The sequence below is a fragment of the Pirellulales bacterium genome, assembly GCA_033762255.1.
Taxonomy (GTDB): Bacteria; Planctomycetota; Planctomycetia; order Pirellulales; family JALHPA01; genus JANRLT01.
This window is the reverse complement of the sequence record JANRLT010000037.1, coordinates 21229-35569: the sequence shown is the minus strand read 5'-3', so window position 1 is coordinate 35569 and position 14341 is coordinate 21229. Positions and strand designations below refer to the sequence as shown.

Here is a 14341-nt window from a genome sequence, read left to right as displayed (position 1 = left end):
ACAGAGCAGCTTGAACCTTCGATTTACCCAATAAAAAAATCCGCGCGTTCATACTTGTATTCTGATCGTTGAAAATCAGTATTATCAGTTTCATCAGTGTTCCCATCTGGCATGCATAGCGGATGCGCGCGAATTCATTCTATCCCCCTAATTGCCCCAGCGCTCCGCGCAATTGCTCCAGAATCCATTCCGGCTCTTCGGTCCCCACCGAGAGGCGGATGGTGCCATCGGTGATCCCCAGGCGCGCACGTTCGGCGGGGGATAATCCACGATGACTGGTGGAGGCCGGGTGGCTCAGCGTGGTTTGCAATTCGCCCAGAGAGGGACAAAACGGGATCCCCCCCGCCACCGCGGTGATAAACCGGCTGGCAAGATCCCAGCCCCCGCGCAAATCAAATGCCACCAGCGTCCCCGTGGGAATCAGCGAAGTCGTCGGATCGTGGGGATGGGCCATACCGGCCCGCGTAAAAAGCTTTTGCACTATTGCCGCATCGGCATGATTCCCCAACCCGGGAAAGTGTACCCGCGCGATCCGGTTATCATTTTCCAACGCGGCGGCCACCGCGTGGGCGTTGCGGGTCGCTGCTTGCCAACGTAGGCGCAGCGTTGCCAAGCCCCGTTCCGCCAGCCAGCATTCAAATGGGGGCGCGGTCCAACCCCAAGTGGATAGGGCGCTGGGAACACGGTCCCATACGGCCGCCGTTCCGCCTAAATAACCTAAGAGCACATCGCTATGGCCATTCATCAATTTGGTCAGGCTTTCCACCACCAAGTCCGCCCCCCAATCCAGGGGACGGCAGTTGAGCGGTCCCGCCAGGGTATTATCCACCAGCAACAGCCCCCCCCGCTGGTGGCACAGTTCCGCTAGCACTGGCAAATCGTTGACGCGTAACAGTGGATTAGTGATTGTTTCAACCAGCAGCAGCCGTGTGCTCGGGGTCCAGGCAGCCGCGACCGCGGCGGGATCAAGGGAATTGACCACGGTGCACAAGAGACCCCAGCGGGAGGCTTCGTTGATATACAGCTTTGCCGTGCAGCCATACAACTGATCGCTAAGCAAAACATGTTCTCCCGCGCGGCACTGGCTGATCAAAGCCAACGCCAGCGCACTCATGCCGCTATTGGTTACGACCCCCCGGGGGGCGGCGTGCAGTTTGTTACATAGGTTGGCCAGCCGAGTGGAGTTGGGGTGGCCGTCCCGCGAATAGACATAACCCGCGGTCGTCCCCGCTAGCAATTCATTGGCCTGATCCGGCGTCGCGCATTGGTAAACGCTGGAAAGCCAAATTGGCGGACTATGGGGCCGGGTGGAATCCTCTCCATTGGCAAAGGTGGACATGAAAAACAGCGTTTCGTGGTGTAAAATGGTGGTTGGAGGGGGATGCCGGGGATATTTATGTGAAAATTTGCCGCTGGGGCAAGCTCCGCATTTTACAAAAAGTGCGCTCTGTGCCGTTCAAACAACAAAAAATGGGGTGGAAAAACTGAATTTTATGAGAACTGCATGAGCGGGTCAGGACTTCAACCCAGTTATCCGTTAAACTACAGTATGCGCAAAATGTTCTCGTTGGGAACAGTGCGCGCGGGCCGGTCTCTCAGATTTTATTACCGGCCATTTCCACGCTTTGACACTTTCGGGATTTTCCACGCGCCATGTCCACCGAGCAGCACGATCCTGACCTAGCCGATCAGATGCGCCAGCAAATTCGCAGCCTGGTGCGCGAAATTGAGCAACTTTCACGGTCGGACCTGGCTCCCGCCGAATTCTACGAAGGTTATCTCACGCGCGTGGTATCGGCCATGGCCGCCGAAGGGGGGGCCATTTGGACGTTGGGCGAGGGTAACCGCCTGGAATTGGTCTATCAAATCAACCTGCAGGTCACCCAACTGGCCAACAAGCGCGAAGAACAAGAACAGCACGGCCGCCTGCTGCGCAAGGTGATTTCTAGCGGGCAGGGGATGCTGGCTCCGCCGCAATCCGGCAATCCCGAGGACGCCGCCAACCCCACGGACTATTTACTAGTCTTAGGACCGCTTAAAAACGAGCAAGACACGCAGGGTGTGCTGGAAATCATTCACCGCCCCGGCGTGGCCCCCAATGTCGAACGCGGCTATCTGCGCTTTGTGCTGCAAATGTCCGACCTGGGTGGGGACTACCTCAAGACGCACCGCCTGCGGCAGTTTAACTCGCGGCAGGCCATGTGGTCCCAGCTAGAGCAATTTACCCGCCTGGTCCATCGCGATTTGCAGCCGCGCGAAACAGCCTACACCATAGCCAATGAAGGTCGCCGCCTGATCGAATGCGACCGTGTCAGCGTGGCGGTCCGACGCGGCGGTTATTATCACATCGAAGCGGTCAGCGGCCAAGAAGGCTTTGACAAGCGCTCAAACCTGATCCGCCTGTTGCAAGAGCTTACTACCACGGTCTGCCGCAGCGGCGAACCCCTGTGGTACACGGGCGAAACAGCCGACCTGGCCCCGCAGGTGGAAGAGGCCGTGGAGGCCTACGTGGACGAGGCCCACACCAAACTGCTGGCCATCTTGCCCTTGGCCCGGCCCAAGACCGAACTCACGCTCGAAACCACGCCCAACCAGCTCAAGCAAGAAGAAATCCTGGGCGCGCTGATTGTCGAGCAAATCGCCGTGGATGCCATTTCCACCGCCATGCAGCGACGGGTGGAGGTGGTGCGCGACCACAGCGCCCTGGCCCTGGCCAACGCCGTCGAGCATAACAGCCTGTTTCTCATGCCATTATGGCGCGCCTTGGGCAAGACCCGCGCGGTCGTCGCCTGGCGCAATTTGCCCAAGACACTGACCGTGCTGGCGGCGATTGTGGGGATTTTGCTGGCCCTGTTTTTGATCCCCTACCCGCTCAAGCTAGAGGCCAAAGGGACGCTAGAGCCCGCGATCAAACGGGATATTTTTGCCGCTGTTTCGGGGATTGTGGCCGAAGTCACGCCCCAGGCCGAACAAGGTCAAAACGTCCCCCAGGGGGCGCTCTTGGCCAAGATGATCAGTCCCGAGCTGGACCAGCAAATTTCCGCCGTGATTGGCGAGATCGAAAGCCAGGAAAAGTTTGTCCAGTCCATTAATAATATCCTCAATAGCAATACCGCGACCGACGCCGAAAAAACCAAGGCCCGCGGCGAAAAGGCCAGCATCCTGGCAAAAATCGACAGCCTGCACGAACGCTTGGATCTGCTTAACAGTGAAAAGCAACAACTAGCCGTGACCAGTCCCCTGGCGGGCCTGATGACCACCTGGCAAGCCCATAATAAACTGATCAATCGCCCGGTCGAGCGGGGCCAAAAATTGCTGACGATGGCCGATCCCACCGGACCTTGGGAATTGGTCCTGAATGTGCCTGACGACAAAATGGGCTACATCCTTTCCGCCCGCCAAAAACTGAAAAGCGAAGCCGGCCATGCACAAGACGACTTGCGGGTATCGTTTATCCTGGCCACGCATCCCTATTCGGAATTAGAAGGGACAATTAAGGAAATTCACACCATCGCCGAAACCCAGGGGGAAGAAGGCAACATGGTGCAAATCAAAGTTGCCATCGACAAAGCCCAACTGGAACAAGCGGGCATCACGGACCTGCGACCCGGAGCCGGCGTCACGGCCAAGGTCCTGTGCGGCAACACCACGCTGGGCTTTGCCTGGTTTCATGATTTGCTGTCGTTCATTCAAATCCGCTTCTTCTTTCGCTATTTTTAATTATTGGCGGAAGCTTCGCCGCGGCAGTTGGGCGAGTGGGTTCCCGCCCCCCTGGTTCGCGGCGATTGTTAGCAACCACCAGCTTTGTTGAACACATTTTTTAAGGGAATTTATCCAATGGCGAAGTTTTTTTCCTTATTACTGGCTTGTTGCCTGGTCTTGGGAATTGCGCTCTGGACGCAGTTTCCCACCGTGGGTCAAAATCCCTTTGGCTCTCCGACCCCGGCGGAAAGGAATGCCAACGAGACTAACGCCCCTCTCTCCGCGCCGCTGTCTCCTTTGCAAAATCCATTAGACACGGCGCCAGCGCGGTTGGATGCCAATACCCCCACAACGCCGGAAATTGCCCCGCAATCGGGCAGCGGCACGCCATCTGGCGTAGCGATTTCACCTTATAGCTCCGCCACCGACCTGGCCCCCGCCCCGGAATTTTCCCCACGGCGCGCCCGTCGCGAGGCCCGCTCGCTCAGCGATCCCAACCGCATTCAAAATTGCCTGATTAAGGCGATTGATGGCCAGGATATTCAAGTCCCCGCCCAAGAAGCCGGTTTGTTGGTCAAGCTGGATGTGATTGAGGGGAGCGAGATAACCGCGGCGGGAGTATTGGGCAATTTGGACGATATGCAACCCCGGCTGCAAAAGAAGGCAGCCGCCGCCGAGGCCAAGGCCGCCTTGGAAAAATCCAAATCAACCATTGATGAACGTTACGCTAAGAAAGCCGCCGCTGTCGCCAAAGCCGAATGGGACAAGGCCATCCAGGCCAATATCCAGGCTCCAAATTCCGTCTCCGAAGTCGAAGTCTTGCGGCTCAAGCTGACGTATGAGCGGGCGTTATTAGAGGCGGAACGGGCCGTCGAGGAACGGACGCTGGCCAGCCTGACCGCCGAAGCCAAAAATGTCGAGGTGGAAGCCGCCCAAGAGGCCATGAACCGCCGCCAAATCATTAGTCCGATCTCTGGCACGGTGGTGGAAATTGGCCCTCATCGGGGAGAATGGCTGAAACCGGGCGATATTATCCTGCGGGTAGTGAACCTGGAAAAACTGAAGATCGAAGGGTATGTCAATATCGACCACTTTGCCCGCGAGCAATTGCTCAACCGCGATATCGAAGTGGAAATTATGCTGACCAAGGGCCAAAAGGTGCGTGTTCCCGCGCATATCATCTTTGTCAGTCCGGTGATCGAGGCGGGGGGGGAATACCGCGTCAAGGCCGAGTTGCTCAACCAGCGTAACACCCAATCGGGCGAGTGGCTGCTCTCACCCGGTTTGATCGCGGATATGATTTTACCCCCGGCGTGATCTGATAAATCCATAGCGTTTCCACCTGGCCATTTTAGAAAACAAACCCTATACAGGCCACCCCGCGCATTCCCCCTTGGCCCGCCCGATTGATTATCGTCATCCATTCTGAATACTTACCTCTTGAGAATCCATTCCCGCCGTGTTCCTGACCGAACCCGCCCGCACCAACTACGATCTGCACTTTCGCCTGGCGGGAATTCCCGTGCGGGTGCATCCGCTGTTTTGGGTATTCACCCTGATGATGGGCCTGACGGGCGATGCCCGGCCGATGCCCGTGCTCATTTGGTTGGTGGCGGTTTTTGTGTCAATCCTGGTGCATGAATTGGGCCATGCGCTGGCGATCCGGTATTATGGCTGGCGGCCGTCCATCACGCTCTACGCCTTTGGGGGACTGGCCAGTTACAACCCCGCGGACGACCTGGGCTATGATCCGGATTTTGTCCTGGGGGAGCAAGCCTGGCGGGTCCGCAGCCTGACCAGCGAGTTGGTGATCTTATTTGCCGGGCCGGGGGCGGGCTTTTTGCTGGCGGCGACCATCATCATGGCGGTCAACCTGTGGGGAATGGCTACCGGCGGAGATATCGGGGTCTTATTTTTTTATGATCCCGCGACATTGATCGGCACCTTTGTCACCGGCCTGTTCCACCTGGAGCCGTTGCTTTATTTGCTGAACGACTTACTGTATATCAATATCTTTTGGGGACTATTAAATCTGTTGCCGATTTTCCCCTTGGACGGCGGGCAAATCTCGCAAAAACTGTTTTATCATTACCAAGGTCCGCGGGGACTGTTATGGGCGGCGCAACTGGCCATCGCCGCCTGCGTCGCCATGGTCCTTTTTGTGCTGCTGCGCTGGAATGACGAACAGCGTCTCTTTGGCATGCTGATGTTTGGCTCGCTGGGCTTTACCAACTTTCAGATTTATCGCGGGCTTAAAGGGTTGGGGGACGATATTGATTCCATTCATTTTGGCCAACCCCCGCGCGACCGTGACCGACAACCGTGGGAATCGGACGATGACGATGACCGGCCAAGCTGGCGGTAAGTAGGGGCGACACAAAACCGCCGATGGCATCGGCGGAAGGGAGGCGGGAGGGTTAGCTGCGACGCGCAGCGGAGCGCGACGCAGACTTCTCCAATTAAGAGGCTCAAGCTCACACCCCCTCACTTTCCCGGTTTTGTCACCGCCAACAAAAACGTGGGATTCAGCGCGTCAAAGCGGACCCGTTCTAGTTGAAACACCCCGCGCGCCACATTGATCATCCAGACCCGCACGTCCGGCACGCGGCGGTTCAGTAGTTCATGCACGCTGGAAAGATTTTCGATGCTACCGACATTGCAGACCAGCCGCCCGCCAGGTTGCAGCCGCTCATAGACCAGTTCGACCAGACGGGCCACTTCGCGTCCGCTCCCCCCGACAAACACGGCGTCGGGCGCGGGCAGTTTTTCCCAGGCCTCGGGCGCGCGGCCCAAGACGGGCCGCAGGTTTTTGACGGCAAAGCGTTCGGCGTTGGCCACGATCAGTTGATGATCCTCAATATCCTGCTCAATCGCGTAAACTGTTCCCTGGTTGGCGATATTAGCCGCTTCCACCGCGACCGACCCGCTTCCCGCCCCCACATCCCAAACCACGCTATGGGGTGATAACTCTAGCTGCGCGAGCGCGACCGACCGCACCTCGGCGGGAGTCAATAATCCTTGCTTGGGCCGCGATTGCAAAAAACATTCATCGGGATTGCCAAACAGCCGCAACGCGCCGGATTCAATTGGCCGGTCGGGGCGTTCCGGCTTGCGGACCAGAATTAACACGTTGAGCGGTGAAAAGTCCTGCCGGGCGATCTCCGCCAATTCCCCCTGAGTCACGCGCTCGTCGCGGGAACCCAGGTTCTCGCACACATACGCGTAAAAATAATCCAGCCGGTTGGACAACAGCGTTTGGGCGATGACCCGCGGCGGAAATTCCTCGCTGGTAAACAGGCCCACCTTATCCGCGACGCGAATTTTGGAGAGCGCATTTTCCAGGCCATGCAGATTCAAGTTGGTAAGAAACGCTTCTTCCCAGCTTTCCTTCACCCGTGCAAAAGCCATTTGCATGGAGCTGACATGGGGTAGAACCTCGAACCGGTCCTTCCCCAGACGGTCGCAGAGATACCGCGCGACGCCATAAAAGAGGGGGTCGCCACTAGCCAGCAAAACCGTGCGCTGACCCGCGGCGGCGTTGATGCGATCGACGATTTCGGTCAGATTGCCATGCAGGACGTGGCGGCTTTGGCCGGTGGTGGCGGGGATGAGCGCGAGGGTATTTTCCGAACCCAACAGCACCTGCGCCTGCGTGATTTCCTCGCGGGCTTTACTGGTCAGGCCCTCTAGGCCATCATCGCCAACCCCAATAATGCGAACCTTATGTTGGGTCAAAGTTTAAAACCTTTGAGAGGAGTTCTTAAATATCGGCGTCCAAGCTAATTGCAAGTCACTTAGAATCGTGGCCAGGGATCAAGCAAGTCACCCGTCAAGCGTGTCAAAGCCCGCGGCAATCCGCCAAGCAAGTAGATTCGCGGGGAACAGCGAAATTGCATGTTCCCCGCGATTGAGTAATCGTCCTAACCGAATTGCCGGCAACATTTTCCGTGAAAGTAGCATCCGGCAAAAAAAGCAAACCAATCGCTAGCTTTGGAACGAACTACCGCAACCACAGCTTTTTGTCGCGGTGGGGTTATCAAAGGTAAACCCGCGCTTTTCCAGACCTTCGTAAAAATCAACGGTTGTCGCATCCAAGTACAAAGCGCTTTTTTTGTCCACCACCACATTGACGCCATGCTGGACCGACTTGCTGTCCGCTTTTTCATCAAATTTGGTATCAAAACCCAGCGCATAGGAAAATCCGCTGCAACCGCCGGCAGCCACGCCCACGCGCAGCAAAGTTTGCGATTTATCCATTTGCTGGTCGTCCATGATTTTATTGACTTCTTGGGCGGCCCGTTCGGTAATTTTTAAAGCCATGAGACGTGACTCCTCTAAAACAAGGGGGCAAAGTGCGAAGTTTTTCGCATACATTTCTGTCTAAATTATAGCAGCAGGCCCAAAAAAACGAAGAGTGGTCCGTTAAGTCGCCGGGAAAAGCCCCGAGGGCATATTTTCGGGATTATTTTATCTAAAATGGGGTGGTGGAATTTGCTAAAAATACCAGATAGGGTGGCTCCCTGGCTGACGCGGCGGGCTGAAAATACGGAATTCTAGCGAATTCCGCTAGACCGTGCTTCCCGTAGCGGAACTTGCAAAAGTTCCGCCGCGATGCTAAGTAATCAATTTGCCTACGGCACCGGGACGGTGCCTGCTACTTTAGAATTCTGGTGAATTCCGCTACTACTCTTCTCCGCCGCCGCCACTCTCGGCGGTGGCAACCGCGTCGATCCCGGCCGCCAGGATTTTTTCCTTTAGTTCTTCGGTGATGGCGGGGTTATCCACCAGGTATTGGCGGACTTTCTCGCGTCCCTGGCCCAGGTGGACCTCTCCATACCGAAACCAAGCTCCGCTGCGCACGATCAGCTTGGCGTTCATGGCCAGATCCAGCACATCTCCTTCGTAACTGATTCCGTTGGTGTGCATCATGTCAAACTCAGCGACGCGGAACGGCGGGGCGACTTTGTTCTTGACCACTTTGGCTTTGACCCGCTGGCCTACCACGTTTTCCCCATCCTTAAGCTGGCCAATCCGCCGAACGTCAATCCGGCAGCTAGAGTAAAACTTGAGCGCGCGGCCGCCGGTCGTGGTCTCGGGACTGCCGAACATGACGCCGATTTTTTCGCGGATTTGGTTGATAAAAATGACCGTGGTCTTGGACTTGTTGATGACGGCGGTCAGCTTGCGCAGGGCCTGGCTCATCAGGCGGGCCTGTAGGCCCACATGCGAATCTCCCATATCGCCGTCCAGTTCCTTTTGCGGGACCAGGGCCGCGACGGAGTCAATCACAATCACATCCACCGCGTTGGATTTCACCAGCATTTCACAAATATTCATAGCCTCTTCGCCGCTGCTGGGCTGGCTGACCAAGAGTGTTTCTAGCTCCACGCCTAGTTTTTTGGCCCAACTGGGGTCAAGGGCGTGTTCGGCGTCGATAAACGCCGCGATGCCCCCCATTTTTTGCGAGCGGGCGATGACGTGCAGGGCCAGGGTGGTCTTGCCGCTGGATTCCGGGCCAAAAATCTCGATGACGCGGCCCCGCGGCAGGCCAAACCCCCCAAGCGCGATATCCAGCGACAAGCTGCCGGTGCCGATCCCTTCCACCGCCAAGTGGCCGTCATTTCCCAGGGGCATGATGGACCCTTCGCCGAACTCTTTTTCGATGAGCGCGATGGTGTTTTTGAGAGCGGAATTGACCTCGGAGATGGATTTTTGTCCTTCTTTGCCGTTGCTGTCTTTTGATTTGGCGGATTGCTTGCCTTTGGCGTCGGCATCCTTAACGGCGTCTTTGTCTTTTTTAGCCATGGGATCTTTGGATTTGGCGGGTGGATTTTTGAGGGCGACCATGAAAACCTCTTTGCCGAGTGAGCCGAAAAGTGGGTAACACCTGAATACTGTAAACCTATGTACAGTATATCGGTGTACTGGCTCAGGATCAAGAGGATTTTGGTCGTCCTGGTAAAAAATGTGAAAAAATGTACAGTTTTACTAACGGTGACCTAGCATTCGGCAATTTGGGTAATTTAACAAGACTGGCTCCTTTTGAATACCAAATTTCCAGAAAGCTCATTCATGCAAATTCGGTTCCCCTTGCGTGCAAATCAGTTTTTCAGGCACAATTTGATTCAATTCCACAAGTTTTAGATAACAATTCACCTGCTGCAATTTGCACCCCATGTCCAAACCCGCCAAGACCGCCATCACGCCCACGCGCGACCAGGATTATCCCGAATGGTTCCAGCAAGTCATCCGCGCGGCGGATCTGGCGGAGTTGTCCCCGGTACGGGGTTGCATGGTCATCAAGCCCTGGGGCTATGCCATTTGGGAAAACATGCAGCGGGTGCTGGACCGCATGTTTAAGGAAACCGGCCACGAGAACGCCTATTTTCCCCTGTTTATCCCGCTGAGTTTTTTACAAAAAGAGGCCGATCACGTCGAGGGGTTTGCCAAGGAATGCGCCGTGGTCACGCATCATCGGCTGGTTCAGACCGCGGACGGCACGCTGGTTCCGGACAAAAACGCCCAGCTTGAGGAACCGCTGATCGTGCGGCCCACCAGCGAGACGATCATTGGAGCCATGTACGCCAAGTGGGTCCAGTCGTACCGCGATCTGCCGATCCTCATCAATCAATGGGCGAATGTGGTGCGGTGGGAGTTGCGCACGCGGATGTTTTTGCGCACGGCGGAGTTTCTTTGGCAAGAGGGGCACACCGCCCATGCCACGGCCGATGAAGCGGTCGAGGAAACGCTGCAAATGTTGCGGGTGTATGGGACATTTGCCACGGATTACATGGCGATGCCCATCATCAAGGGGGAAAAGACCGCGGGCGAGCGGTTTCCCGGCGCGGTTAATACGTATAGCATTGAGGCGATGATGCAGGACCGGAAGGCGCTACAGGCGGGGACGTCGCATTTTTTGGGGCAGAACTTTGCCAAGGCGCAGGAGATCAAATACCTGAGCGCGGAGGGGAAAGAGGAATTTGCCTGGACGACATCGTGGGGGGTTTCCACCCGGCTGATCGGGGCGCTCATCATGACGCATAGCGACGATGACGGCCTGGTCCTGCCGCCAAAGTTGGCCCCGCGGCAGATTGTGCTGATGCCGATTTTTCGTAATGACGAGGAAAAAGCGACGGTGCTGGAGTATTGCCAGTCGCTGGTTAAGGAATTGCGCGAACAAAGTTACGATGGCGAGCGGCTGCGGGTGCACCTGGACGCGCGGGAAATGCGCGGCGGCGAAAAAGCCTGGGGTTATGTGAAACAAGGAGTGCCTGTGCGGGTGGAGATTGGCCCGCGGGATGTGGCGGCCGGGGGTGTGTTTGTTGGGAGGCGCGATAAACCGACCAACGAAAAGCAGTCTCTGCCCCGGGGAGAATTTGTGGCGACGGCGGCGCGGTTGCTGGACGAGATTCAGGCAAATCTGCTCGCCCGCGCGACGGCGTTTCGCAATGAGCATCTGCGGGTGATCAAGGATCTAGGGGAGTTTAAAAGTTATTTTACGCCCAAGAACGCCAACGAGCCGGAGATTCATGGGGGATTCGCGGTGTGCCACTTTACCGAGGGGCCGGAAACGGAAAAGGTTTTAGCGGATTTAAAAGTGACAATACGGAATATTCCCTTGCCGGGGGAACTGGCGGGTCTGGGGGCGATGGCCGGGGAGGTGGGCAGCGCAGCGGGGTCCACGAGCGGCAGCGTGGAAAACGGCACGCCGGGGAAATGCGTCTTTACGGGCGCGGCGACCACGCAGGTTGGAGTGTTTGCAAAGGCGTATTAGTCACTTGGACCTGTTAAGCGGCCCCTCCTTACTTCTTGCCAAAGCAGTAAATCACGCCGTCTTCGCTGCAGATAAACAATCGTCCCCCGGCCACGATAGGGGAGCTGCTAAAGCGACCCCCCGCTTCATATTCCCACTCCTTTTTGCCGCTGGCGATGTTGACGCCGACGATCCGCCCATCATGCGCGCCGATAAAGACTCGTTCCCCCGCGACCACGGGACTGGCGTCGAGTTTGCCGCGGAACGTGTATTTCCACAGGTCCTTGCCGTCATTGGCGCGAAAGGCGCGGAGGGTTTTGTCTTCGCCCGGGACAAAGACGGTTTTATCGGTCAAAGCGGCTGATCCCGAAATTTGCTGTTGGCGGGCCTTGTCTTGGAAATTCCAGATCGTATCGCCGGTCCGCCAGTTGATGCACAAAAATTCTCCGGCGCTGGTACCAAAGTAAATCAAGTCCCCCGCGGCGGCGGCCGTCGAGCCAGCCGGGGCATTGATGGGAATATCGCGGACGCTTTTTCCTTCTTGAATGTCAATCACGTGCAACTGCCCATCGCAGCCAACCAAAAAAGCATGCCCCTGGCTAATGGTGGCCGAGCAGCGGATTTGATCGGGAATTTGAAATGTCCACAGCTTTTCCCCCGTTTTGGCATTCAGGCAATGCAAGACGCCATCTTGTGATCCGCACAGCACGCGGTCCCCGGCAAAGTTCGCCCCATACAATTGCCCACGCGCCTGGTATTCCCACACGGTTTTTGCGGTGGCGGCATCCAGCGCCAGCAGCAGCCCCGCCTGATTGCCGACATACACCAGGCCATCTCGCACGGCCACCGCGCCGCTAAAACCATCTTCGCCAAAGTCCCGCCGCCAAACCTCCGACCCATCGACAACCTTGAGCGCGTAGACCGTGCCATCCAAGTCGGCGGCATACAGGATGCCATTAACTAGCGCGGGGGTGCATTCAAATGCTCCCTTGGGGACGGACATCTTCCACAGCAGTTCCAATTGCGGCGGCAAAAGGTCGCCACTGACTCCGGTCCCCAGGGAATTTCCCCGAAAGATGGGCCAAGCCTCGGCGGGGGTCGTCGGCCAGATGGGTTGGGTTAAATCAGGCGCGGGTGAATTTGGCTTCTCGGCCGCGACTTGTTCAACAGTTTTATCTGATTGTGCCGTCGTATCGGGCTGTTTGCTGGCCGGTTCGGCCTGTGCCGTGGCAACCGTCAACCAAATTGCCACTAGCGCAAAATAATGGGAATGCAAGCCATTTTTTGGGAGTAACATAAGATTCTCTCGTGAGAATTGGGTGGATACCGTAGCGGCGACTTTTAGTCGCCGAAGGAATGCGGGTTGGAAAATTGTAATAAGCTAGTCAGTAAATCCTTGTTGCTTGCAAAATGCCTCTTCAGGCGAGTGGAACTCGCCTCTACGGAAATTACGCAAAACGACACTCTAAATTATAGTCATTTTCACGGGGGTGTCGCCAAATTCTAAAAAATCTCGTTCGCAATCTCGTTTACTGAATGCTTTTTTTCAAAAGAGTTTAAAAATCATCGCTTTACAACGATTAATTCCCGCCAATTGTCGATTTACCTTGCGAACTCTATAATCGCGATACTTTCCTACCTTTTACGCAGCTTTACGCGGTGGACCGCATGAAAATTCACGAGTTTCAAGCCAAGCAAATCTTTCGCGCGGCGGGTGTTCCAGTGCCCCGTTCGATCGTCGCCAAAACCCCGGCAGAGGCCGCGCAGGCGTTCCGCGACCTGGGCAAGCCTATCAGCGTGGTCAAGGCCCAAATTCACGCGGGGGGCCGCGGCAAAGGGACCGTCAAGACCAACGCCCAGCAGCGCGGGGTGCAACTGGTCAAAAGTGCGGAGGAAAGCGCGGCCGTGGCCGAAAATCTATTGGGGAAGGAGCTGGTCACCATCCAAACCGGTCCCGCGGGGACGACCGTGCGGCAGGTGTTGGTGGAGGAAGGGTGCGACATCGGGCGCGAACTGTACCTGGGCATTGTGGTGGACCGCGCGGCCAAGTCGCCGGTGCTGATTTGCTCCGCCCAGGGGGGGGTAAATATTGAGGAGGTGGCGGAAAAGACGCCCGAGGCGATCTTTACCGAGGCCTTTGATCCCGATCGCGGTTTGCAAAGTTTTCAGGTGCGTAAAATGTGCCAGGCGTTGGAAATTACCGGTCCAACAGCGCGGCAGGCGGACAAATTTTTTAAGGATATTTGCCGGTTGTTTGTGGCTCAGGATGCGTCTCTGGTGGAAATCAATCCGCTGGTCATCACTAAAAGCGGCGAACTCTTGGCGTTGGATGGCAAGATGACATTTGACGAAAATGCCGACTTTCGCCAGCCGGGGCATGCGGAACTGCGGGACCTGGCGGAAGAAGACCCCTTCGAGATTCGCGCGGGCGAGGCGGGTCTGAGTTATGTCAAGCTGAACGGCAATATTGGCTGTTTAGTCAATGGGGCCGGGCTGGCGATGAGCACGATGGATCTGATTAAGCTGCATGGAGGAGAACCGGCGAACTTTTTGGACGTGGGGGGGGGAGCCAATGTCGAGCAAGTCACCAAGGCGTTTGAGATTTTATTATCTGATCAGGATGTGCGTGGGGTGTTGGTGAATATTTTTGGCGGGATCATGCGCTGCACGACGATCGCCACGGCGATTGTGGCGGCGTACCAGACCGTGGGATTTAACGTGCCATTGGTAGTCCGGCTGGAGGGAACCGAAGTGGAGCAAGGGCGCAAAATTCTCGCCGACAGCGGCTTTCCAATTATTTCGGCGGTGGGGCTGACCGACGCGGCGCAAAAGATCGTGGCGGCGGTCAAGCAAGCAAAGTAAGCTTGCAAGCGCGGATTCCCTCTT

Annotated in this window: 10 protein-coding genes; 5 read left to right on the top strand and 5 right to left on the bottom strand. The window is 56.6% G+C overall.

The annotated features are described in order from the left end of the window. Window positions 1-139: 139 nt before the first annotated feature. Window positions 140-1339 carry a PLP-dependent transferase gene (locus SFX18_10730; GenBank protein ID MDX1963620.1) on the bottom strand — a complete coding sequence of 400 codons (1200 nt, stop codon included), beginning with the start codon at window positions 1337-1339 and terminating at the stop codon, window positions 140-142. A 314-nt stretch (window positions 1340-1653) separates the two neighbouring features. Here SFX18_10730 and SFX18_10725 point away from each other — a divergent pair, with 314 nt between their 5' ends. The 3 genes from SFX18_10725 to SFX18_10715 all read left to right on the top strand — a co-directional run bounded on the left by SFX18_10725 (window position 1654) and on the right by SFX18_10715 (window position 6067). After that, window positions 1654-3720: a hypothetical protein gene (locus tag SFX18_10725; GenBank protein MDX1963619.1), complete on the top strand. Its 2067-nt coding sequence runs from the start codon at window positions 1654-1656 to the stop codon at window positions 3718-3720. Between the two features lie 117 nt (window positions 3721-3837). Next, window positions 3838-5019 (top strand): HlyD family efflux transporter periplasmic adaptor subunit, encoded by a 1182-nt coding sequence (locus SFX18_10720; GenBank protein ID MDX1963618.1) that lies wholly within the window; start codon window positions 3838-3840, stop codon window positions 5017-5019. A 142-nt stretch (window positions 5020-5161) separates the two neighbouring features. Continuing rightward, window positions 5162-6067 carry a site-2 protease family protein gene (locus SFX18_10715; GenBank protein MDX1963617.1) on the top strand — a complete coding sequence of 302 codons (906 nt, stop codon included), beginning with the start codon at window positions 5162-5164 and terminating at the stop codon, window positions 6065-6067. A 119-nt stretch (window positions 6068-6186) separates the two neighbouring features. Here the strand turns inward: SFX18_10715 and cbiE are convergent, their stop codons facing one another. From cbiE to recA, 3 genes are all read right to left on the bottom strand, one after another. Then, window positions 6187-7437, bottom strand: a complete 1251-nt coding sequence (gene cbiE / locus SFX18_10710) for a precorrin-6y C5,15-methyltransferase (decarboxylating) subunit CbiE (GenBank protein MDX1963616.1) — start codon at window positions 7435-7437, stop codon at window positions 6187-6189. A gap of 249 nt (window positions 7438-7686) precedes the next feature. Beyond that, window positions 7687-8022 carry an iron-sulfur cluster assembly accessory protein gene (locus tag SFX18_10705; protein ID MDX1963615.1) on the bottom strand — a complete coding sequence of 112 codons (336 nt, stop codon included), beginning with the start codon at window positions 8020-8022 and terminating at the stop codon, window positions 7687-7689. Window positions 8023-8385: 363 nt separating this feature from the next. Then, window positions 8386-9549, bottom strand: coding sequence for a recombinase RecA (gene recA / locus SFX18_10700; protein ID MDX1963614.1), 1164 nt, complete (start codon window positions 9547-9549; stop codon window positions 8386-8388). Window positions 9550-9877: 328 nt separating this feature from the next. Between recA and proS the strand changes: the two genes are divergently transcribed. Continuing rightward, a complete protein-coding gene (gene proS / locus SFX18_10695) occupies window positions 9878-11476 on the top strand; it encodes a proline--tRNA ligase (GenBank protein ID MDX1963613.1) in 1599 nt (532 codons plus the stop codon). 28 nt (window positions 11477-11504) lie between these two features. Here the strand turns inward: proS and SFX18_10690 are convergent, their stop codons facing one another. Next, window positions 11505-12752, bottom strand: a complete 1248-nt coding sequence (locus SFX18_10690; protein ID MDX1963612.1) for a PQQ-binding-like beta-propeller repeat protein — start codon at window positions 12750-12752, stop codon at window positions 11505-11507. Between the two features lie 371 nt (window positions 12753-13123). Here SFX18_10690 and sucC point away from each other — a divergent pair, with 371 nt between their 5' ends. Further along, window positions 13124-14317, top strand: a complete 1194-nt coding sequence (gene sucC, locus SFX18_10685; protein ID MDX1963611.1) for an ADP-forming succinate--CoA ligase subunit beta — start codon at window positions 13124-13126, stop codon at window positions 14315-14317. Window positions 14318-14341 lie beyond the last annotated feature (24 nt).

Bases quoted from the DNA above. Each gene is read 5' to 3' on its own strand.
- SFX18_10730 (MDX1963620.1), bottom strand. From the start codon at position 1,339: ATGTCCACCTTTGCCAATGGAGAGGATTCCACCCGGCCCCATAGTCCG.
- SFX18_10725 (MDX1963619.1), top strand. From the start codon at position 1,654: ATGTCCACCGAGCAGCACGATCCTGACCTAGCCGATCAGATGCGCCAG.
- SFX18_10720 (MDX1963618.1), top strand. From the start codon at position 3,838: ATGGCGAAGTTTTTTTCCTTATTACTGGCTTGTTGCCTGGTCTTGGGA.
- SFX18_10705 (MDX1963615.1), bottom strand. From the start codon at position 8,022: ATGGCTTTAAAAATTACCGAACGGGCCGCCCAAGAAGTCAATAAAATC.
- recA (MDX1963614.1), bottom strand. From the start codon at position 9,549: ATGGTCGCCCTCAAAAATCCACCCGCCAAATCCAAAGATCCCATGGCT.
- proS (MDX1963613.1), top strand. From the start codon at position 9,878: ATGTCCAAACCCGCCAAGACCGCCATCACGCCCACGCGCGACCAGGAT.
- SFX18_10690 (MDX1963612.1), bottom strand. From the start codon at position 12,752: ATGTTACTCCCAAAAAATGGCTTGCATTCCCATTATTTTGCGCTAGTG.
- sucC (MDX1963611.1), top strand. From the start codon at position 13,124: ATGAAAATTCACGAGTTTCAAGCCAAGCAAATCTTTCGCGCGGCGGGT.